Here is a 20,287-nt window from a genome sequence, read left to right as displayed (position 1 = left end):
AGCCGGAGGCCACAGTCGAGGGCCGCGGTGCTGACCCAAGCAGACGCGCACGACCGTCCGCGGCCGCGCACCAGGCAGCATGTATTACGAGGTGAGGGCCCGTTGAAGTGCCCTGTTGACGCGCTCCGAGTGATCCGGGAGGTGCCCGGCGGTCCAGAGCGTGGCCAGACGGAGGAAGTCGGCCAGTTCGCGCTCCGCGCCTTCCAGCAGGTGGCGAAGTTCGCCTGCGGGCAGGTCGATGCACGGGCTGCCGTCCGTGTCCCCGTCGACGGTCAGGCGGACGGTGGCACCCCTGCGTTCGGCGGTGGGGGAGGGGTTGTGACCGAACCCGACGGCGATGTCCTCGTTGTCGAGGACTTCCCACCAGTCGCCTCGGTCCTCCAGCCCGTTGCAGCAGCCTGGCACCAGACGCGTGCCGGTTGAGGTGTCGGTCACCTGAAAGCCGCCCGAGGCAAACAGCGGGTCCGACGTCAGCAGGCCATGAAGGAAGCTGCCGAGCCGGTCGTCGGGCCGAGGCGGACGGTCGTCTCCGGGATCGATGTCATTGCAGGAGGCCAGCGCCATCACCGCTGTGCCGACCTCGTTCGGTGTCAGCGCACCGCTGAGCGGCAGGAAGCTGTAGGGCGCGACTCCTGCGATCGGCCAGAGGTCGAATCCCTCATACGGAGGGATCTCGAGTACGGGCTGGACGGTGATCACCCACGGATGATGCCGCAGGACCGCCCGCGGCGCACCTCGAATCCGGCGCCGGCCCGGCACCCCGTGGCTGCGCAGGAACGACCAGAAGCGAATGTGGACGTACGGGCCTTCTGCCTTTCATCGCCGCGCGGCGGTCAACCGCGTCCAGTGACAGGCACAGCCTGTTCGTACTGCCCATGAGACGAGGTTCGCGAAGGTCAGCCGCCGGGGTCGCGTCGCGGCCGGGCACGTCACGACCTGCGCAGCGAAGCGGCGACCGCACCGCGGGCACCTTGGCTGCCGTCTGCGATCCCGCCGTGCCGGCGGCGAGTACGTGGCCACGGCAGAGACGCCTCGAGTGAGCCGATCGATGCCCTAGCCGTCCTCAGCCGTCCTCCGTTGGATGGCCGGTTGCCGTCTGCAGCGGCCGCTCATCTCGCACCGCTGGTTGATCGTCGGTGCCGTGCCGGTGGCGGTTGGGCCACCAGACGGGCGGTCCGATGTCCCGTACCAGGGCGGGTACCAGCAAGGACCGTACGACGATGGTGTCGAGCAGGACGCCGAAGGCGACGATGAAGGCGATCTGGGCGAGGAAGGCGAGGGGGATCACGATGAGCGCCGCGAAGGTCGCCGCCAGGACGACCCCCGCGGAGGTGATGACTCCTCCGGTGGCGATCAGTCCGCGCAGCACGCCCTGGCGAGTGCCGAGACGCAGGGTTTCCTCGCGTACGCGTGACATGAGGAAGATGTTGTAGTCGACGCCGAGGGCGACGAGGAAGACGAATCCGTAGAGCGGCACCGAGGCGTCGGTGCCGGAGAAACCGAAGCCGTGCCGGAACACCAGGCCGGCGATGCCGAGCGTCGCCAGGTAGTTGAGCGCGACGGTCGCGACGAGCAGGACGGGCAGCAGCACGGAGCGCAGGAGTACGACGAGGATGACCAGGATGATCGCCAGTACGACGGGGGCGATCAGGGTCCGATCGTGCTGGGCTGTGCGCTGGGTGTCGTACTGCTGTGCGGTGTAGCCGCCGACGAGTGCGTCCGCGCCGGTTGTCCGCAGTCCGTCCCGCAGGCGTTGCACGGTCTGCTTCGCCCGGTCACTGTCGGGGGCGTCGGTCAGAACGGCGTCGATGCGGACGCGGCCGTCCACCGTGAGCGGGGTTCCGCCCGGCCGACCGGAGGCACTGACGGCCTGCGCTCCGGCCACACCGGGGGTCGCGGCCGCCGTTCGTGTCACCTGGGCGCGCTGTGCGGCATCGGCGATGATCACTACTGGCTGGCCGGAACCGCCGGGGAAATGCCTGCTGAGGGTTTGCTGCGCCGAGACGGAAGGGGCGTCGTTGACGAACAGTTCGTCCAGTGGCACGCCCTTCGACCGAAGGGCGGGAAAGAAGGCCGCACCTGCGACGAGTACGGCAAGGGTTCCCAGCCACAGCAGCCGGGGCCGGGTGTCGACCCAGCGCGCCACGCGCCGCCACAGCCCGTGCCCGCCGGTGTCCGCGTCGGCGGGCACGGGTTTGGCCGGCCAGAAGGCGGCGCGGCCCAGGAGAGCGAGCACTGCGGGCAGGAAGGTCACCGTGGTCAGTACGGCACAGACGATGCCGATCGCCCCGACGGGTCCCAGTGCCTGATTGTTCGTGAGGTCGCTGATCAGCAGGGCGAGCAGCCCCAGGGCGACGGTCGCGGCGCTGGCCGTGATCGCTCCCAGGGAGCCACGCAGCGCGGCCCAGCATGCGGCGGTGCGATCGGTGCGGTGGGTGAGTTCCTCGCGGAAACGGGCGGTCAGCAGCAGGGCGTAGTCGGTGGCCGCACCGATCACCAGGATGGACAGGATGCCCTGGACCTGACCGTCGACGCGGACGATGCCATGGTCGGCGAGCACGTACACGATCGCGCAGGCGACACCGAGCGCGAACACCGCACTGAGGATGATCGTGAAGGGAAGGAGCACGCTGCGGTAGACGAGCAGCAGGATGATCAGAACCGTCGCCAGGGCCACGCCCAGCAGAATCCCGTCGATGCCGGAAAAGGCGTCCGTGAGATCGGCCTGCGTCGCTGCCGGGCCGGCGATCTGCACGCGCGTACCGGCTACGCCGGCGGCGGCCCGCTTCACCTCGTCGAGCGTGTGGGTGAGTTGCTTGCCCAGGTCCGGACGAAGAGGTATCACGCCCTCCAGCGCCTCGCCGTCCCTCGAGCGCAGCGCCGGTGAGGGCTTGCCCTCCACACCGTGCGCGTGAGCCAGCGACCCCAGCACCCGGTTGGCGGCGGTCTGCTGGGCCGGGGTGACACCAGCGCCTTCCCCGGCGGTCCAGATGACGATGGCGGGGAGGGTCTCCCGCTGGTCGAAGAGCTTCTGCTGGTCGACGACCTTCGTGGACTCGGCGCTTTGCGGCAGGAAGGCGGCCCGGTCGTTGGTCGACACGTCGCCGAGCCTGCCCGCGTAGGAGCCGAGCGCTCCGCCCAGGCCGAGCCAGACGACCACAAGAAGCAGAGGGACCAGCCGGCGTGCTGATCGTTGCGCGATGTTCATCGACTCCCCGTGGAGGGCGCGGGCGGACAACAACTAACTCAATCCCAAAGTATCTCAATGATTGAGAGATATCAGAGATAATATCCTAGGGGCATGGAGCACGACAGCACGGAGAGCCCCGAGGGCGCCGCCAGTGACCTTCAGGCCTACGCCGTCCTGTTGCGCACGCTGAACAGCGAGTTCAACCGCATCGCCCACACCTTCGCCCAGGCCCATCAGCTGCACGCCACGGACGTGCACGCCCTGGCCGCCATCCTGGACGCCTCGGTCACCGACGGGCGGCCCATGACTCCCTCACGGCTGCGTGAGCGCCTCAACCTCACCTCGGGAGCCGTCAGCGCCTGTCTCGACCGCCTGGAACGCGCCGGCCACATCAGCCGTACCAGGGACGACACGGACCGCAGAGTGGTGCACCTGCACTACAACCCGGCTGCCCGTGCACTCGCTCGCAGGTACTTCAGCCCACTCGCACGCAGTACCGAGGCGGCCCGGCAGCGTTTCACACCCGAGCAGCTCGAGACGATCGCGGAGTTCCTCCGAACGCTCAACCGCGAACTGGCTCAAGAGCATTGAGGCTGCTTGCCTGGGCCGTTCCGGGCCCAAAGGACGGCGGCCCGGACGCCCACTGCCTCGATGGCGGCCGGGGAACCGCTGCCGAGCGCGTCGGTCTTCAGGCCGAGGCATGCCACGGGTGAAGCCGACCTCGACGGCGCACAGGGCGCCGCCCGCCGGGCACAGCCGCGGATCCCAGTAGGCCGTGGCCCCGATCGCTCGTCCGACTCTCGCTCCACCTGCGCGTAGGGAGCCGGCCCTCCGGCGGCGGCACGGGCGAGTCGGGCATCGGGGTATTCCTCGGCCTCGGCTGCCGCAGGCACCCACGGGAACCGGTACGAGCTTCGGTCCTCCTCCTCTGCCGCGACGGTCAAGTCCGCCGCATGGCGGTGCTCCAGAGGCTCCAGGTTACGAGCGTGTCGTCCAGAACCGGTGCCTCCGACGTGGCTGAGCGATCTCGGGGACCGGGTGGCGAGCCGCGCTCACTCGGTCCGGCCGACGTGCCGGCCCGGCCGCTGGACTTCGGTCCGGTGACCGGTGACCGGTGTCCAGCGCAAGGCCGGCCTTCGGGGGTGCTACGGCGCCACGACGTTCAGTCGCGTCCGCGTCCCTCTTCCAGGCGGTCGAGTACGGCATCGGCCATGGCCTGTTCACCCTTGGCGTTGGGATGCGCGGGGGCTGCGGGCGAGGCCGGCTGCAGGGGTTCGATCCAGCGGTCGGCGGGGGCCTTGCACATGTCGTGGCCGACGGTGGGGCCGTAGGTGTCGACGTACTCCGCGTGGTTCCATGCGGCGACCAGGCGGAGCATGAGGTTCAGCCGCTTCTCGGTGTCCCGAAGATAGGGGAAGTCCTTCGCCGCGAAGGGCACCGAGGGGGCGCAGCCGCTGCCGTCGTCGGGCAGCAGGTCCGGGTAGCCGACGACGAGCAGCCGGGCGTGCGGCGCCCTGGCGTGCACGGCGCGCAGCACACGATCGACCTTCGGCGCGGTCTGCGCGATGTTCAGGATCAACTGGTCGAACCCGGAGGAGTCGTAGTAGCGCTGGCAGGGGTTCCCGGTGGGGTCCTGGGCGCCGACCCGCGCGCACGTACCGATGATGGATCCGAAACCGACGTCATTGCCGCCGATCTGGACCGTCACCAGATCCGTGTCCTTCCGCACCACGTCCAGTTGGGGACCGTTGGTGCCCTGTGCCTTCCACATCTCCGCGGTGGTGGCTCCGGCGCAGCTCACGTCCTTGAACGTGGTCACATCCTTGTCCGCGGCCACGACCGAGGGATAATTGTGGTCGGAGCGCGCGCAGTTGGCGTCGACCTGCTGCGGGATGGCGGGGCCCGAGGTGTAGGAGTCCCCGAGCGATACGTAGTGCGTGTCGCGTCCGTGTCCGGATCCGTGTGCGGCGGCCGGTACGGCGGACGCGGCGACGAGGGTGCAGCCACCGAGTGCCGCCCCCACCGCGACCGGCCAGCGCCGGCGTCTCGCAGCTTCGCCCGGATGTGTGTCGTTCACCATGAGAGTCCTCCCCCTGGGCCGGAACGTCGCGCGGAGCCGGCATCGAGCCACTCGCGCGTTCGACCACGTCTGTATACCGTTCGGTATGTCCCGGGGGCCAGAGGCGGGAAGCGAGAAGCCGCACGGGAAGGGTGTGGGGTGAACGCCGGGCACCGGTGCGTATCACCCCACGAGCCCGCGCGCCGGACGGCGGGCCAGGTCGGCGCGCGACCTCACCCCCAACTTGCTCTGTATGCCGGTGAGACGAGCCTCGATCGTCTGGTGGGACAGGAACCGGGACGCGGCGGCCTCGACACGGCTCAGGCCCTGGCCGAGGGTCCGTGCCACCGGGAACTCCTGCGGCGTGAGCGCGTGAGCAGCCTCCGCCTCCCCCGCCCGGAGGCATCGGGCCGCCGGCAGGTGATGTTCGAATGGTGCGAGGCGCCGGTCACCGGTCCGCACCCGGGTGTCCACGCGGAACACTCCGGCTCGGCCCTTTGCGTCACGACTTCTTCCTGTTCGATCCTACGAACTTGCCGCCCAGGGGTTCCCGTCGAGCGTCTGATAGGAAACCTTCCTATCAGAACAGTACGAAGCAACTAGCCACCCCCCACTTTCAGTTGGAGCCCCTGTGGTGCACCTAGACCGTGAAGCAGCAACCCCCTCCGGTACCTCCCGGAGGAGCTTCGTCGCCCTGACCGGCGCCCTGACCCTCGGCGCTCTCCTGGCCACGCCACGCGCCTCGGCGGTGTCCGCGGCCGCCCCGGGCCTCGACGATCCGGCGAAGAAGGAGATCGCCATGAAACTCGTGTCGAGCGCGGAGAACTCCTCGCTCGACTGGAAGGCGCAGTACAAGTACATCGAGGACATAGGCGACGGCCGCGGCTACACCGCCGGCATCATCGGTTTCTGTTCCGGCACCGGCGACATGCTCGACCTCGTCCAGCTCTACACAGACCGGAAGCCCGGCAACGCCCTCGCCAAGTACCTTCCGGCACTGCGCCGGGTCAACGGAAGCGACTCGCACGACGGACTCGATCCGGACTTCCCCAAGGACTGGCGCAAGGCCGCCCAGGACACGGCGTTCCAGCAGGCCCAGAACGACGAGCGCGACCGCGTCTACTTCAACCCCGCGGTGCGCCGGGGCAAGGCCGACGGGCTGCGCGCGCTCGGCCAGTTCACGTACTACGACGCCATCGTCATGCACGGCGACGGCGACGACCCCACGAGTTTCAGCAACATCCGCAAGCGGGCCCTGCGCAAGGCCAAGCCGCCGGCCCAGGGAGGCGACGAGACGACGTATCTCAACGCCTTCCTCGACGCCCGGGTGTGGGCCATGAAGCAGGAGGAGGCCCACAGCGACACCAGCAGGGTCGACACCGAACAGCGCGTCTTCCTGCGCAAGGGCAACCTCGACCTCAACCCGCCGCTGGACTGGAAAGTGTACGGAGACAGTTATCACATCAGCTGACCGCGAAGGTGTGAGCCGGGTGTGAGGTGCCGGCGTAGCCCGAACCGCCTTCGGGACGCGTCGGCGCCTCGCCCGCTCCGGCGCCGCGGTCGGCGCTTCGCGTTCGTACAATTTTGCGCCCGTTCCCGATCGGCTGTTCGGGTGGGTTCTCCGGTGCGGGCCAGGCGTGCGGACGATGTTCGTCGGCAGGGGTGTGATGTTTCGCAAAACGCCGGAATGAACGGAAGCGAACGGGCAACGTTCCCTTTCATGCCCCGCACGAACATCCCCCGGCAGGTGACGCGATGACGACGGCGACCGAAGTGTCCCGGACACCGTCCACCAGTGCCACCCCGAACGCCGCCAAGAGACCCGCGTCCGCCCCGGCGCCCGCGCTGCCGTCCCTCACCGGACTGAGATGGGTGGCCGCGCTGCTGGTCTTCGGACTGCACGTGAACAACTTCGGCTACTTCGGAGGCACCGCCGGCCGCATCGTGACCTGGGGACTGGGGGCCGGTGGTGCCGGCGTCTCGTTCTTCTTCATCCTGTCCGGGTTCGTGCTCACCTGGTCCGCGCGGCCGAACGACCGCGCGATCGCCTTCTGGCGCCGCCGTATCGCCCGCGTCTACCCCGTCCACCTGGTCACCGCCGCGATCGCGCTGCTCATGGCGTACACGCTGACCCGTCTGCCGAAGCCCACCCTGGCCCAGGCCCTGGCCAATCTGCTGCTGGTGCACTCCTGGTGGCGCCCGTGGTGGCAGACGCTGGACCCGGTCAGCTGGTCGCTGGCCTGCGAGGCGTTCTTCTACGCCGTCTTTCCGCTGCTGGCACTCCTGCTGCGCCGGCTCGGTCCCCGCGGGTCGGCGGCACTGGCCGGAGCCTCGGCGCTTGCCGTGCTGGTCCTGGCCTGGGCCGAGGCGCACCACTGGGCCAGTCAGCCGATCAGTTCCTTCCCCGCCGCCCGTCTGCCCGAGTTCGTCCTCGGCGCGGCCATCGCGCGCCTGGTCATCCTGGACCGGTGGCGCGGACCCGGGACGGAAGCCTCCCTGGCCCTGGCGATCATCGGATACTTCCTCGTTCCGCAGGTCACCGTCGGATACCCGGCCACCGCATGCACCATCGCGGGCTTCGCCCTGCTCATCCCGGCGGTGACCGTGGCGGACCTGAACGGCCTGCCCTCGCTGTGGCGCCACCGGCGGCTGGTGCGGCTGGGAGAACTCTCGTTCGCCTTCTACATGGCCCACCTGCTGGTCCTGCGGTCCGCCATCGGTCTGCTCGGTGTCCGCCCCCACTTCGACCTGCTCGTCGGCCTGGCCGTCACCGCCGGCACCTTCACGGTCTCCCTCGGCCTGTCCTGGGTCCTGTACGAGGCGGTGGAACGACCCGCGAGACGTCTGCTGCTGCCCAGACCCGCTCCGCGCGGCACCTGTGAGACCCGGGCCGCCAAGGCAACCGACTGACGGGTCACGTGGGAGGCCGGTTCCGGCCGCCGGTCGTGACGTGCGCGTCGGACGGGGCGGTGAGCCGGCCGTCCGGCTTCCCTCGTCGGCGAGGGCGAGGGTGTCGGCGCCGGTCCTGACCAGGGTGTGGACGTTGCCGCGCACACGGACCACCCCGGCGGACGGGCCGGAGGGCTTGCTGGTGGTCGCCGCCGCTCCTCGAAGGCCGGGTCGGCACCGAACTCGGGCCGCACGGTCTGCAGGGCCGGCGGACGGCCCGACGGCGTCCGGGAGAGGAAGACCTGCCTCTTGCCGCCCTCGCCGAGCCGCGCCGGCGGGGGATGGCCGCCGATGGCGGGTGGATCGGCGGGATCCGGATTCCGCATGCGTATATCCGGGCATTCCCCGCCATGTGCACGAGTTCATCCTATATGGCGTATATACGCCAGAATTGACGGGTCAGTGACCGCCGGAGGGCTGGTCACAGCCGGAGTGGTCGGGGTAGTCGCCGAAGGCGTCGGCCTGGGTGGAGGCGCGGTTCATCTCACCTTCGAGGCACAGGGGATAGGTGTCGACGAGGAAGCCGACACCGGTGGGACCGTTCTGGTACGACCGCACCGTCTCGTCCGGGTAACCGAGCCGGACGAGTGCCGTGCGGGTGCTCTCCGGGTCGAAGTCGCCGCGCTCCCGCAGCGGTTCGAGCGCGGTCTTGATGTGCTCGACGGCGGTGAGCCCGTCGCACCGCCTCTGCCCGTGCAGCGGGAAGGGAACCATGAAGCCGTGGTTCTCGGCGTAGTGGTCGGTGGGCGGCGCGGCCGGGCCCGAGGTGGCCGCGGTCGGCGACGGTATGGGGCTGGGGCTCTCGCCGGGGCACGGGAAGTCGGCCCTCGTGCTCGATGCCGACTTGCCGGTACGGGGTGGCCCGTCCGCGCCGGTGCCGTCGCCCGCCCGGTGCGTTCCGCACCCCGCTGCCAGCACCGCCAGCAACGTCATCGGCAGCATCCCCCGCCGGAACCGCGTTGACTTGATCGTCGTCATGCTCCGATCCTCCCCGGCCTCGCGGCGGCCGTCATGAGTTCTCGTACTCATGTGGGACCCGCGCCCCGGCCGGCCGCGGGAGCCCGCTCCGGGGCCGGCGAATATCCAGGTGACCGCGACCTCGCAGGTCATGACAATGGAGCCGCGAAGCACCGGGTTCCCCGCGCACGCCACACCCGCGGTTCGGTCCGTGTGGCCGGTCGCGCGCGCCCGCGTCACCCAGCACAAGGAAGGCGGCCGCCCGTGACCGTCCAGAACATCGTCCTGTCCGGGATCGTCGGCTCAACCGCATACGGACTGGCCCATGAGGGCTCCGACATCGACCGGCTCGGCGTCTACGCCGTGCCCACCGTGGAACTGCACGGCCTGCACCGGCCGAAGGAATCGCACGTCACCACCCGCCCGGACCGCACCCTGCACGAAGTGGCGAAGTGGTGCCGTCTCGCCCTCGGCGGCAATCCGACCGCGACCGAGCTGGTGTGGCTGCCGGACGAACTGTACGAGGTGCGGACCCCGCTCGGGGACGAGCTGATCGGCATACGGTCCTCGCTGCTGTGCGCGAAGCGTGTCCGGGACGCCTACCTCGGCTATGCCACGCAGCAGTTCCGGCGCCTGGAGGCCCGCGATGCCGGACCGGTCAGCGAGGACGGACGCAGACGCACCGCCAAGCACGCCAGACACCTGAAGCGGTTGTGCCACCAGGGCCTGGAGCTGTACGCCACCGGCCGGCTGACCCTCAGGGTCGAGGACCCGCAGGAGTACCACGACTTCGGCGAGCGAGTGGCCGCCGACGTGGCCGCGGCGCTGCCCGTGCTCCGGGCCTACGAGAGCGCGTTCGACGAGACCGCCCCCGTGCTTCCTGAGCGGCCGGACGAGGCGGCCGCCGAATCCTGGCTGCGCCGTGTGCGCGCCCACCTGTACACGGCGGAAACCGCGGGGAGCTGACCACGGCGTGGCCCGTGCGCTGCGCTGCGGGCCGTCACCGGTGACCGCTGGTCGTCGCCGGTGGCGGTGACGCGGGGGCCTGTTGCAGGGCCGCCAGCAGTTCGTTGCGGCCCGCGAGCAGTTCGGTGAGGATGCGGCGGGCCGCGGCGAGCAGATCGGCGACATCGCCGCCGGCCAGTGCGTAGAGGACCGTGGAGCCCTCCCTGGTCGACACGACGATGCCCGAACGTCTCAGGACCGCCAACTGCTGGGAGAGACTGGACGGTTCGATCTCGATGTCCGCCAGCAGGTCCCGCACGGGGACGGGGCCGTGCTGAAGCAGTTCGAGGACCCTGATGCGCACAGGGTGGCCGAGCATGCGGAAGAACTCCGCCTTGGCCTGGTAGAGGGGGACTTGCATGCGCGTTCGCTCCCTGGCGCGTCGGAGTGGTCGCCGGTCACGCGGCGGCACCTCGAAGGCACCGCCGCGTGACCTGCCCTTCGAAGCCGATCCTTGTCGTCCGGGACCACGCGCATGCACGAGTTGGGGTCTTGCTGATCTAGTGACTTGAAGAAGTCTTCACATTCTGGGCATGCATGGGCCCGGTCTTCGGCCGGTCAGACCTCGAGTTGCTCCTCGACGCGCTTCAGTTGGTGCCGGGCCATCGCGAGATTCGACCGGGCCTTGTCGAGAACGAGGTAGAGGAACAGGCCGTTGCCGTTCCGCCCGGTGACCAGGCGGATGAGGTGGTACTGGCCCTCCAGTGTGATCAGGATGTCCTCGATCTCGCTCTTCAGCCCCAACTGGTCCATCGTGCGTACCTTCGCGCGGATGACGTCGGTGTTGCCGGCCGCGGCGATGTTCAGGTCCAGGTCCTTGCTCCCACCGAGGGTGCCCAGGGCCATCCCGCTGGTGTAGTCGACGAGCGCCGTCCCGAGTGCCCCCTCGACCGAGGCCATCACCTCTTTTAGCGACACTTCCACGCTGGCCATCGTGCCTCCCCTTGATTGTCGGCTGCGGCGGTCCGGCGCACTGCCGGCCCGCCCGGTGGTTGCACCGTAGACAGGCGGGCGCGGCCTGAGGGGGGTGTCTCCAGGAGTGATGTCCGATGCCTCGTTTGTTACGCGCGGCGACGGACTTTTATCACTGGGTGATTGGCTTCGATCGGTGATCGATGATCAGGGCGCGGTGAACAGATTCGGGAAGCGAGGCGCGAGCCAGGGTTTGCGTCCCCAGGTGACGATCTTTCCCTGAGCGATCGCCGACCAGGGGTTGCAACGGCCCAGTGCGACGAGGAGGAAAGTGACGGGGTCGATGAGGATGGTGCAGTCCGGACGTTCGAGAGGTCCGGGAGTCACCGTCACCGCGCCGTCGGCCAGGGCGACGCCGAACGCCGTACCGCCCTTGAGACGGACGGCGTAGCGGGCCGTGAGCCCGGCGGTCGCCGCCGTGTTCGTGACGCGTGGCATCACCGAGAGCATGAACGGCATGCACAGCTCGACCCGGTTGCGGTCGATCATGTGCGGCCGGTTCAGCGCACGAGCCAGGTCGTAGCCGTGGCCCAGCATGTGGGTCAGCAGGTACGACCCGAGGAGCGCCCTGTTCATGGGGCCCAGAGGCGTGACGAGCGGGGGCTCGTCGGCGGTGCCGCCGGTCTGGTCGGTCGCGGCCGAGGCCACGTTGTCCAGGAAGGCGTTGGCCTGGTCGGCGATCACCGCCGCCAGCGGCTCCGCCCGGCGCTCCGCGAAGGCGGCGAGAGACTCCTCGTTGGCCGCGGCCAGACTCTGTGGCGTGCCGTCGCCGTACGGCCGCCGACGCCCGGCCGCGAGGTCGGCCATCAGCTCGTTGGCCAGGGCCAGGTGGGCGGCCGCCTCGCCCAGCGTCCACTCGGATCGCGGTACGGGAATCGCGGTGTCGGGCGCGCCCCGGAGCAGTCCGGCGATGTCGTCGCCGGTCTCACGTATCGCCTGTCCGAGTCCCTCGGGCAGGGGCCCCCTGGTCTCCTGCCGTGCCGTCGGATGCACGCCTGCCGCTCCCATCCTGTCCGCCGCGCCCTTTGCGCAGGTGGCGGGGGTACCCAACCAGACGAGGGGACGCACGACAAGACCCGGCCCACATCGACGAGGAGCGCGCTCGGTGGCCTCGGAGCTGATCGGCCGCCGGGGAGCGAAGAACGTCGAGCTTCGCATGACGCGCGCCACATCCCCACCGGGGAACTCGTCCGGCGGTCGCCCCGACTCCTGAAGCGGTACGGCTCGATCCCGTCGATGCCGTACGGACGTACAGGCGCGCAGACGTGCGGACATGATCTGGAGACGCGGTTGATCGACCAGCCAGGGCAACCCGGCCCCAACGGGGGCTTGCGGAAGCCGACACCCCCGCCCGCCCTGTGCGGGTTCCTGCTGATGCTGGCCCTGCTGTTCACGGTGTCGTACGCGGTGGGCGCCGCGGCCGGACCCGTGGCTCCCGGTATGCACGGCACCGGAACCAGCCGTGGTGGCGGAGGCGACGGCAGCGGTGGGACCGGGGGCATGGACATGGGGGACGGGCACGGGGGAAGCCACTGATGGGCGTGGACTCCGTGGCCGTCCTGGTCACGACCGACCTGACCGTCGGCGGCATGACCTGCGCCGCCTGCGTGAGGCGTGTCGAGAAGAAACTCGGCAGGCTGGACGGGGTCACGGCCACCGTCGATCTGGCCACCGGCCGGGCCCGGGTGAGCCATCCGGCGGACACGGCGCCGGAGGAACTCGTCGCCGCCGTCGAGAGCGCGGGGGGCACGGCCGCTCTCCCCGCGCCGCCCGAGGCGCGACGGAGCCAGGAGGACGAGGGCGCCGAGGACGTGCGGCGGGAGCGGGACCGGCTGCTCGTCACCGCGCTGCTCGCCGTACCGGTGCTCGTTCTGTCGATGGCACCCGGCCTGCAGTTCCGGAACTGGCAGTGGCTGTGCCTCGTGCTCGCCGCGCCGGTCGCGGTGTGGGGTGCGGGGCCGTTCCATCTGCGCGCGCTGCGCGGGCTGCGTCATGCCGCGGCGACCATGGACACGCTGGTGTCGCTGGGTGTGGTGGCGTCGTTCTGCTGGTCGGCGTACGCGCTCTTCCTCGGTGGAGCCGGTGAGCCGGGAATGAGGATGCCGTTCAGCCTGGTGCCCTCGGCGTCGGGGGGCACCACGCACGTCTATCTGGAAGCGACCGTCGGCGTACCGCTGTTCGTGCTGGCGGGGCGGTTCCTGGAGGCGCGGGCCAGGCGCGGGACCGGCGCTGCGCTGCGGTCGCTCGCCCTGCTCGGTGCCAAGGAGGTGTCGGTGCGCGAAGGCGGTACCGAACGACTCGTCCCCATCGAGCGGCTGGAGGTGGGACAGCTCTTCGTCGTACGGCCCGGCGAACGGATCGCCACCGACGGCGACGTGGTGGAAGGCGGCTCGGCGGTGGATCTGTCCCTGGTCACCGGGGAGAGCGAGCCGGTCGAGGCCGGGCCCGGCTCGGCCGTGGTCGGCGGGGCCGTCAACGCCGGCGGGCTGCTGCTGGTGCGCGCCACCGCCGTCGGGGCGGACACCCGGCTGGCCAGGATCACCCGGCTGGTCACCGAGGCGCAGACGGGGAAGGCACGGGCGCAGCGGTTGGCCGACACAGTCGCGGGCGTCTTCGTGCCCGTCGTGCTGGCACTGGCGGTCACGGCGCTCGGGTTCTGGCTCGGCGCGGGCGCGGATCCGCAGGCGGCCGTCACCTCGTGCGTCGCCGTCCTGGTCGTGGCCTGCCCGTGCGCGCTCGGACTGGCCACGCCGACCGCGCTGATGGCCGCCATCGGGCGGGGTGCCGAGCTGGGCGTTCTCGTCGGCGGACCACAGTCCCTCGAGGGGCTTCGGCACATCGGCGTCGTCGTGCTGGACAAGACCGGCACCCTCACCTCCGGCCACATGAGCGTCGTCCGGGTGACGGTCGTGCCCGACGGACTGGGGAAGGAGGCCGTGCTGCGGCTGGCGGGCGCCGTCGAGCAGGGATCGGAGCACCCGGTGGGGCGGGCCGTCGCCGCGTACGCCCGCCGCATGGCGCGGCCCGGGGAGGCGCCGCCCGAGGTGAGCGGCTTCAACTCCGCACCCGGACGAGGGGTCAGCGCTCGCGTGGAGGGTCGGCTGGTCGAAGTGCGTTCCCCGGCCAGCGAGTTGCCGGCCTCGCTGACGGAGGCGCTGTCCGTGGCCGACGCCGCCGCCCGCACGCCGGTGCTGGTGTGGGTCGACGGTGTGGCCGAAGGTCTGATCGAGGTCGGCGACGTGCTACGGCCCGGCGGTTACCGGGCCGTGGACCGGTTGCGCCGCCTGGGAGTGCGGCCGGTGCTCGCCACCGGCGACCGCGAGGCGTCCGCCCAGACCGTCGCCGCCGCCCTGGGGATCGACGAGGTGCACGCGCGTTGCACCCCCGAGGACAAGGCCGGTCTCGTGGGGGACTTGCGACGACAGGGCCACCGCGTCGCGGTCGTCGGCGACGGTGTGAACGACGCGGCGGCGCTGGCCGGTGCCGACCTCGGCATCGCCATGGGCAGCGGCACCGACGTCGCCGTCGGAGCCGCCGACGTGACGCTGGTGCGCGGCGACATCGAGGCCCTGGCGGACGCGGTCCGTCTCGCCCGCCGAACCCTGGGCACGGTTCGCGCCAATCTCGTATGGGCCTTCGGCTACAACGCCGTGACCGTCCCGCTCGCCATGGTCGGACTGCTGGCCCCGATGCTCGCCGCAGCCGCCATGTCGGTCAGTTCCCTGGTGGTGGTCGGCAACAGCCTGCGCCTGCGCGCCTGGCAGCCCTCGCCCGCTTGGAGGCGTACCCGATGAGCACGCGGAACCCCTGGCGGCCGACCCGGCGCCGGCTGACCGACACGCTGCTCGCCGCGATCGTGCCGGTGGCCGCGTGCAGCCTCGCCCTGAGCGGCCTGACGACCTGGGTACGGGCCGGGCAGGCGGGCAGCCCGGCCCGGATCTCCGTCCCGTCCGGCTGGGTCTTCCTGCCGTACGGCAACAGCACGGAGACCGCCGCGTTCTTCGACGTCGCCAACCTCGGCGGCGCGGACGACCGGCTGGTCGAGGTGACCTCCCCGGCGGCGCGCGGCGACATCACCCTCAGCCGCCACCTCGCCACCAGGAGCGGAACCGCCTACAAGGCCGGCCTGTCCTCGGCCACCGTCCCGGCCGGCGGCGAACTGACCATGTCCTCGCACGGCGTGGACGTGACCCTTCGCGCCGGGGCCGGATGGCGGACGGGCGATCTCGTGCCGTTCACACTGCGCTTCGAGCACAGCGGAACGGTGGAGACCGTCGCGGTCGTGATCCGTCCGGGCGACCGGGCTCTGTGAGCGTCCGCCGCCGCTCCGGCCGCAACCGCTGGGCGGCGGGCCCCCGCACCTTCTCTCTCCACCGGAGGTCGGCCCGAACTCCTGGCCGGTTCCCGCTTGTTGGCGTGGGCTGGATACCACCCCGCGTCTTGGGCGTGGTCCCCTGTGGTCTTCCGTACCCCCGCATGACGACCGACGCCCGGATGCGAGGATGAGGCGCCATGACAGCAGGGTGGTGTTCTCGCACGGTACGGGCCGCGGTCTTCGCGGCCGTGTGCGTGCTGCTCGCTGCCCTGGGCCACGTCCTGATGTCCGGCAGCGACGTTCCCGGCTGGGCGCTGGCCGCGGGCGTGGCCGTGACCGCCGGGGCGGGCTGGTGCCTGGCGGGCCGTGAGCGCGGCCTGCCGTCGATCGTGGCCGTGGTGGTAGCCGCCCAGACCGTGCTGCACGCGGCCTTCTCGCTCGCCCAGTCCGCACCGGACGGTGCGGACTCGGCCGGTATGAGCGCCATGGACTCCATGGACATGGGCTCGATGCCGATGAGCTCCATGCATGCCGCCGGCACCACGAGCTCCACGGGCATGGGGCATCCCGGCGCGACCCACGTGGGACACGGGATGGGCGCCACCGCCCCATGGGGCATGCTCGCCGCCCACCTGCTGGCAGCGCTGCTGTGCGGCCTGTGGCTGGCGTACGGCGAGAGGGCCGCGTTCCGCATCCTGCGGGCCGTGGCCGGCCGGCTGGCGGCACCCCTGCGGCTGCTGCTCGCCCTGCCCGTCACCCCCGAACGTCCGCGCCTCGGGATCCGGCGCCCCCGCTCGGAACGGGCGCCGCGGCGCCTCCTTCTCGCCGACTCCATCACCTCTCGGGGACCGCCCACGGGGACCGCTGTCGTCTGAGGACAGCTGGATTCCCGGGGACCGCGCGCGTGCGCGCCCCGGGCCACGGCCGTACGCCCGCGCAGGAGCCGTAGCGCGGCAGTCGCGCAGGCCGTCTCCCCACTCACCGGACCGTCCGCGCGCACGCGCGCCACCGGTCCGGATCACGGATGACCGAGAAGGACACCAGGTGACCATCCCCGCCCTGCCCACCTCACGCCCCAAAGGCGACAGGACCGGAGCACCCGACGAATCGATAACCGCGTGGGCGCTCGCCGCCCGGGGCGGTGACACGGATGCCGTGGAGCGATTCGTGCGCGCCCTGCACCGCGACGTCCAGCGCTATGTCGCCCACCTCTGTGCCGACCCGCAGGCGGTCGACGACCTGGCGCAGGACACGTTCCTGCGGGCGCTCGGCAGCCTGCACCGCTTCGAGGGCCGCTCCTCGGCGCGCACCTGGCTGCTCTCCATCGCGCGCCGCGCGGTGATCGACAGCTATCGGTACGCCGCCACCCGGCCGCGCCTGTCCGACGTACCGGACTGGCAGGTGGCCGTGGAGCTGGCCCAGCCGCTGAACCTGCCGGGCTTCGACGACGGCATCGCACTGCTCGATCTGCTGGCGTCGCTGCCGGAAGAACGCCGGGACGCGTTCGTTCTCACCCAACTGCTCGGCCTGCCCTACGCGGAGGCGGCCGAGGTCAGTGACTGCCCCGTCGGCACGGTCCGTTCGCGCGTGGCCCGTGCGCGCGCGACGCTGATGGACCTGCTGGACGAGCCGGACGGTCCCGCCGTGGTGGCGGCCTGACCCGGTGGTGTGGGGGCCGGCCGCCCCGGCCCCCGCACCGGCACCGCGGTGGCGGAAGCCGTTCCTGCGAACCGGACTGGCAATGAGCGGGAACTCAGGGCGTGTTCGCCCCGACTACTGGACCGGGTGATCGAAGTTCACCCGTGTGCCGAGTAGATCCAGGAGTTCTTCGATGCGTTCTCGCGTGTGGGCCGGCACGGCGGCCGTCGTGTGCGGCAGCCTGCTGGTGGCCGGTTGCGGAGGCGGCGGCAGGGAAACGGCGGACGCCGACGCCACAACGGCCGCCTCCGGCGCCTACCCGGTGTCCGTCACCGACTGCGCGGGAGCCGCCACCACGTTCTCCGCCGCCCCGGAGAGGATCGTCACCAGCAACGCCTCCAGCCTGGAGCTGCTGCTCCGGCTCGGCGCCGGCGACAAGGTGATCGGCACCGGATTCCCGCCCGGCAAGGGCACCCTGCCCACCGCCCTGGACACCCAGGCCCGGAAGGTGCCGGTGCTGGGCCGGAGCGTGATCCCGAAGGAGAAACTGCTCGCCTCCGGCGCCGACCTGTACATCGACACCTTCGGCTCCATGGGAGGCATGGGCGGCGGCACGGGGGACGCGCCGACGCCGGAGGAGTTCAAGGCGGCCGGGATCAAGCACATCTACCTGAAGTCCACCGCCTGCGCGGCGCAGGGCAGGAGCCCGGTGACCGACCTGTCCGCGGTCGAAGCCGACATCACCTCGCTCGGCGCGGTCACCGGCACGAACAAGCGGGCCGGGGAGATCGTGGCCGGGATGAGGAGGAAGGTCGCCGCCGTCCAGAAGGCGATCGGCGGCACTGCCGAGAGCGAGCTGCCGACCTACTTCCTCTTCGACTACGACGCCGGGACCAAGCAGCCCACCGTCATCTGCAACCGCCAGGTCGCCAACGCCGTGATCACCCTGGCCGGAGCCCGCAACGTCTTCACCGACTGCGACGGCGACCACAAGCAGGTCGGCTGGGAGGACGTGATCTCCAGGAACCCCGACTGGATCCAGCTGGGTGTGCGCGACCGGGGCAGCGAGGCCGCGAACAAGGAGGCATTCGACGAGGCCGAGCGGTGGCTGAAGTCCAACGCCGCCACCAAGGGCCTGGCGGCGGTGAAAAAGAACCACTTCCTGCGGATCGGCTCCGAACGGACCACCATCGCCGGGGTGGAGAACGCCGACACGGTCGAGGCGATCGCCAGGACCCTCCACCCGGGCAAGGTCGGCTGATCGTGGCCCGCACGCCGGTACGCCGCAGGACCACGGCCGCGGAATCCCGCGGCAGCCTGCCCGCGGGCCCGCTGTCCGCGGTCCTGGCAGTGGGGCTGCTGGCCGCGACGACGGCGGCCGTGGCCCGGGGCTCGACGTCCATCCCACCCGGCGAGGTGTGGAACGTGGTCTGGCGGCGGCTCTCGGGGGAGGCACAACGCCCCGGCACGAACGACCTCATCGTCTGGCAACTGCGCCTGCCACGCGCCCTGTTGGCAGTCCTGGTCGGCGCCGGGCTCGGCGTCGTCGGTACGGCGGTACAGGCGCTGGTGCGCAATCCGCTGGCCGACCCCTATCTGCTGGGCATCTCCAACGGCGCCTCACTCGGCGCGGTCGCCGCCATCGTGCTGGGACTCGGCTCGGGTGGAGCACTCGGACTCAGCCTGTCCGGCGCCGCCTTCGCCGGAGCCCTGGTCACCTTCGCGCTCGTCTGGGCGGTGGCCCGGCGCGGCGGGGGATTCGCCCCGCTCCGGCTGGTGCTGGCCGGGGTCGCCATCGGCCAGTTCCTGTCGGGCTTCACCAGCTACCTGGTGCTCCAGGCCGGGGACGAGCAGCAGACGCACAGCGTGCTGTTCTGGCTCATGGGCAGCCTCAGCGGGGCGAACTGGCAGCTCCTCGCGGTCCCCGCCATCGCCGTACCCGTCGCCCTGCTGTGGCTGCAGGCACGCGCCCGCGGCCTGAACGCCCTGCTCATGGGCGACGAGACCGCTGCGGGGCTCGGCGTCGACGTCACCCGTCTGCGCCGTGAGCTGTTCACGGTCACCAGCGTGCTGACCGGTGTTCTCGTCGCGGTGTCGGGTGCGATCGCGTTCGTCGCGTTGATGGTGCCGCACGCCTGCCGCCTCGTCGTCGGCGGGGACCATCGACGGCTCCTGCCGGTCTCCGCGCTGTTCGGCGCGGTGTTGCTGGTCGTCGTGGACATCGTCTGCCGTACGGCCATGGACGCGCAGGAGCTGCCGGTCGGGGTCGTCACCTCACTCCTCGGGGCTCCGGCCCTGCTGTATCTGCTGGACCGGCGTCTGGGGAGCGGCAGTTGAGGATCGACATCGAGGATCTGGACATCGCCTACGCCGGTCGCACGGTCGTGGCGGGCGCCCGTCTGGTGGCGGCCGAGGGCGAGATCACGGGACTCGTCGGCCCGAACGGGAGCGGCAAGTCCACGCTTCTGCGCACGGTCTACCGGCACTTGAGGCCGACGGCCGGGCGGGTGCTGCTGTCCGGCACGGACCTGCGCGAACTGACCCCGGTCCAGTCGGCGCGGCATGTGGCCGCGCTTCCGCAGGAGCGGGGGAGTGACTTCGAGCTGACCGTCCGTGAGGTCGTCGCCATGGGCCGTACGCCCTACAAGCGGCCCTTCGCCGCGGAGGACGGCTCCGACCGGGACATCGTCACCCGCGCTCTGGCGGACGTCGGCATGGACGGGCAGGCCGGCCGCCGGTTCACGGCCCTGTCCGGCGGTGAACGCCAACGCGTCCTGCTGGCCCGCGCGTTCGCCCAGGACCCGGACGTCCTCGTCCTGGACGAGCCGACGAATCACCTCGACATCCGCCATCAGGTGGACCTGCTCGCCCTGCTGCGCGCCCAGCGCCGTACGACCCTGGTGTCGCTGCACGACCTGAACGCGGCCGCGTCCGTCTGCGACCGGCTGCACGTGCTGCACGAGGGTCAGGTGGTGTCCTCCGGCCCGCCCCGCGAGGTGCTCACACCAGGGCTGCTGGCAGAGGTGTTCGGGGTCCGGGCTGCCGTCGTCGGCCACCCGCTCACCGGCGACCCGCTGATCGCCTTCGACCACCGGGGGCGGCCGGGGCCCGCCCCCCGCCCCGCCGCGCGCGCCCCGCGCGGGGGGGGCGCCCCGGGGGCCCCCCCCCCGCCCGGGGGGGGCCGCCCCGCCCCCACGCCCGC

At 71.3% G+C, this 20,287-nt stretch carries 20 protein-coding genes; 12 read left to right on the top strand and 8 right to left on the bottom strand.

Annotated elements, in window-relative coordinates:
* Positions 1–84: 84 nt before the first annotated feature.
* Entirely contained in the window at positions 85–699 is a 615-nt protein-coding gene (locus tag ACFW2E_RS02525) for a hypothetical protein (RefSeq protein WP_384460163.1), read from the bottom strand.
* A gap of 364 nt (positions 700–1,063) precedes the next feature.
* Positions 1,064–3,208 carry an MMPL family transporter gene (locus tag ACFW2E_RS02520; protein WP_384460160.1) on the bottom strand — a complete coding sequence of 715 codons (2,145 nt, stop codon included), beginning with the start codon at positions 3,206–3,208 and terminating at the stop codon, positions 1,064–1,066.
* Between the two features lie 93 nt (positions 3,209–3,301).
* Between ACFW2E_RS02520 and ACFW2E_RS02515 the strand changes: the two genes are divergently transcribed.
* Complete coding sequence (locus tag ACFW2E_RS02515) at positions 3,302–3,781, top strand: MarR family winged helix-turn-helix transcriptional regulator (RefSeq protein ID WP_384460157.1); 480 nt, start codon at positions 3,302–3,304, stop codon at positions 3,779–3,781.
* A gap of 571 nt (positions 3,782–4,352) precedes the next feature.
* Here ACFW2E_RS02515 and ACFW2E_RS02510 read toward each other — a convergent pair.
* Both ACFW2E_RS02510 and ACFW2E_RS02505 read right to left on the bottom strand, forming a co-directional pair.
* Positions 4,353–5,270 (bottom strand): SGNH/GDSL hydrolase family protein, encoded by a 918-nt coding sequence (locus tag ACFW2E_RS02510; protein WP_384460154.1) that lies wholly within the window; start codon positions 5,268–5,270, stop codon positions 4,353–4,355.
* Positions 5,271–5,432: 162 nt separating this feature from the next.
* Positions 5,433–5,711 carry a response regulator transcription factor gene (locus ACFW2E_RS02505; RefSeq protein WP_384460212.1) on the bottom strand — a complete coding sequence of 93 codons (279 nt, stop codon included), beginning with the start codon at positions 5,709–5,711 and terminating at the stop codon, positions 5,433–5,435.
* Between the two features lie 169 nt (positions 5,712–5,880).
* Between ACFW2E_RS02505 and ACFW2E_RS02500 the strand changes: the two genes are divergently transcribed.
* Positions 5,881–6,720, top strand: coding sequence for a chitosanase (locus ACFW2E_RS02500; protein ID WP_384460151.1), 840 nt, complete (start codon positions 5,881–5,883; stop codon positions 6,718–6,720).
* Between the two features lie 284 nt (positions 6,721–7,004).
* The gene (locus ACFW2E_RS02495; protein WP_384460148.1) at positions 7,005–8,159 is read left to right on the top strand and encodes an acyltransferase family protein; all 1,155 of its coding nucleotides are present in this window, start codon (positions 7,005–7,007) and stop codon (positions 8,157–8,159) included.
* Positions 8,160–8,597: 438 nt separating this feature from the next.
* Here ACFW2E_RS02495 and ACFW2E_RS02490 read toward each other — a convergent pair whose 3' ends face one another.
* A complete protein-coding gene (locus ACFW2E_RS02490) occupies positions 8,598–9,176 on the bottom strand; it encodes a hypothetical protein (protein ID WP_384460145.1) in 579 nt (192 codons plus the stop codon).
* 243 nt (positions 9,177–9,419) lie between these two features.
* On the opposite strand from ACFW2E_RS02490, the gene ACFW2E_RS02485 reads away from it, so the two are divergent.
* The gene (locus tag ACFW2E_RS02485) at positions 9,420–10,121 is read left to right on the top strand and encodes a DNA polymerase beta superfamily protein (RefSeq protein ID WP_384460142.1); all 702 of its coding nucleotides are present in this window, start codon (positions 9,420–9,422) and stop codon (positions 10,119–10,121) included.
* A gap of 34 nt (positions 10,122–10,155) precedes the next feature.
* On the opposite strand, the gene ACFW2E_RS02480 is transcribed toward ACFW2E_RS02485, so the two are convergent.
* The 3 genes from ACFW2E_RS02480 to ACFW2E_RS02470 form a co-directional block, all read right to left on the bottom strand.
* Entirely contained in the window at positions 10,156–10,521 is a 366-nt protein-coding gene (locus tag ACFW2E_RS02480) for an ArsR/SmtB family transcription factor (RefSeq protein ID WP_384460139.1), read from the bottom strand.
* Positions 10,522–10,718: 197 nt separating this feature from the next.
* Positions 10,719–11,093, bottom strand: a complete 375-nt coding sequence (locus ACFW2E_RS02475; RefSeq protein WP_384460136.1) for a hypothetical protein — start codon at positions 11,091–11,093, stop codon at positions 10,719–10,721.
* Between the two features lie 186 nt (positions 11,094–11,279).
* The gene (locus ACFW2E_RS02470; RefSeq protein WP_384460209.1) at positions 11,280–12,140 is read right to left on the bottom strand and encodes a maleylpyruvate isomerase family mycothiol-dependent enzyme; all 861 of its coding nucleotides are present in this window, start codon (positions 12,138–12,140) and stop codon (positions 11,280–11,282) included.
* A 321-nt stretch (positions 12,141–12,461) separates the two neighbouring features.
* Here ACFW2E_RS02470 and ACFW2E_RS02465 point away from each other — a divergent pair, with 321 nt between their 5' ends.
* From ACFW2E_RS02465 to ACFW2E_RS02430, 8 genes are all read left to right on the top strand, one after another.
* Positions 12,462–12,668 carry a hypothetical protein gene (locus tag ACFW2E_RS02465; protein ID WP_384460133.1) on the top strand — a complete coding sequence of 69 codons (207 nt, stop codon included), beginning with the start codon at positions 12,462–12,464 and terminating at the stop codon, positions 12,666–12,668.
* A complete protein-coding gene (locus ACFW2E_RS02460) occupies positions 12,668–14,926 on the top strand; it encodes a heavy metal translocating P-type ATPase (protein ID WP_384460131.1) in 2,259 nt (752 codons plus the stop codon). The genes ACFW2E_RS02465 and ACFW2E_RS02460 overlap by 1 nt, the downstream gene beginning before the upstream one ends.
* Positions 14,923–15,444, top strand: coding sequence for a copper chaperone PCu(A)C (locus tag ACFW2E_RS02455; protein ID WP_384460128.1), 522 nt, complete (start codon positions 14,923–14,925; stop codon positions 15,442–15,444). The genes ACFW2E_RS02460 and ACFW2E_RS02455 overlap by 4 nt, the downstream gene beginning before the upstream one ends.
* A 200-nt stretch (positions 15,445–15,644) precedes the next feature.
* Positions 15,645–16,322, top strand: a complete 678-nt coding sequence (locus ACFW2E_RS02450) for a hypothetical protein (protein WP_384460126.1) — start codon at positions 15,645–15,647, stop codon at positions 16,320–16,322.
* A gap of 169 nt (positions 16,323–16,491) precedes the next feature.
* Complete coding sequence (locus tag ACFW2E_RS02445) at positions 16,492–17,106, top strand: sigma-70 family RNA polymerase sigma factor (protein ID WP_384460124.1); 615 nt, start codon at positions 16,492–16,494, stop codon at positions 17,104–17,106.
* Between the two features lie 172 nt (positions 17,107–17,278).
* On the top strand, positions 17,279–18,346 hold the full coding sequence (locus tag ACFW2E_RS02440; protein ID WP_384460120.1) for an ABC transporter substrate-binding protein: 1,068 nt from the start codon (positions 17,279–17,281) through the stop codon (positions 18,344–18,346).
* A 2-nt stretch (positions 18,347–18,348) separates the two neighbouring features.
* The gene (locus tag ACFW2E_RS02435) at positions 18,349–19,422 is read left to right on the top strand and encodes a FecCD family ABC transporter permease (RefSeq protein WP_384460118.1); all 1,074 of its coding nucleotides are present in this window, start codon (positions 18,349–18,351) and stop codon (positions 19,420–19,422) included.
* On the top strand, positions 19,419–20,287 hold an 869-nt coding region (locus ACFW2E_RS02430), incomplete at its 3' end, for an ABC transporter ATP-binding protein (RefSeq protein WP_384460115.1). The genes ACFW2E_RS02435 and ACFW2E_RS02430, both read left to right, overlap by 4 nt.

This window comes from Streptomyces sp. NPDC058964 (assembly GCF_042741275.1).
Taxonomy (GTDB): Bacteria; Actinomycetota; Actinomycetes; order Streptomycetales; family Streptomycetaceae; genus Streptomyces.
The sequence above is the reverse complement of the archived record's forward strand: the minus strand, read 5'-3'. Positions and strand labels throughout refer to the sequence as shown.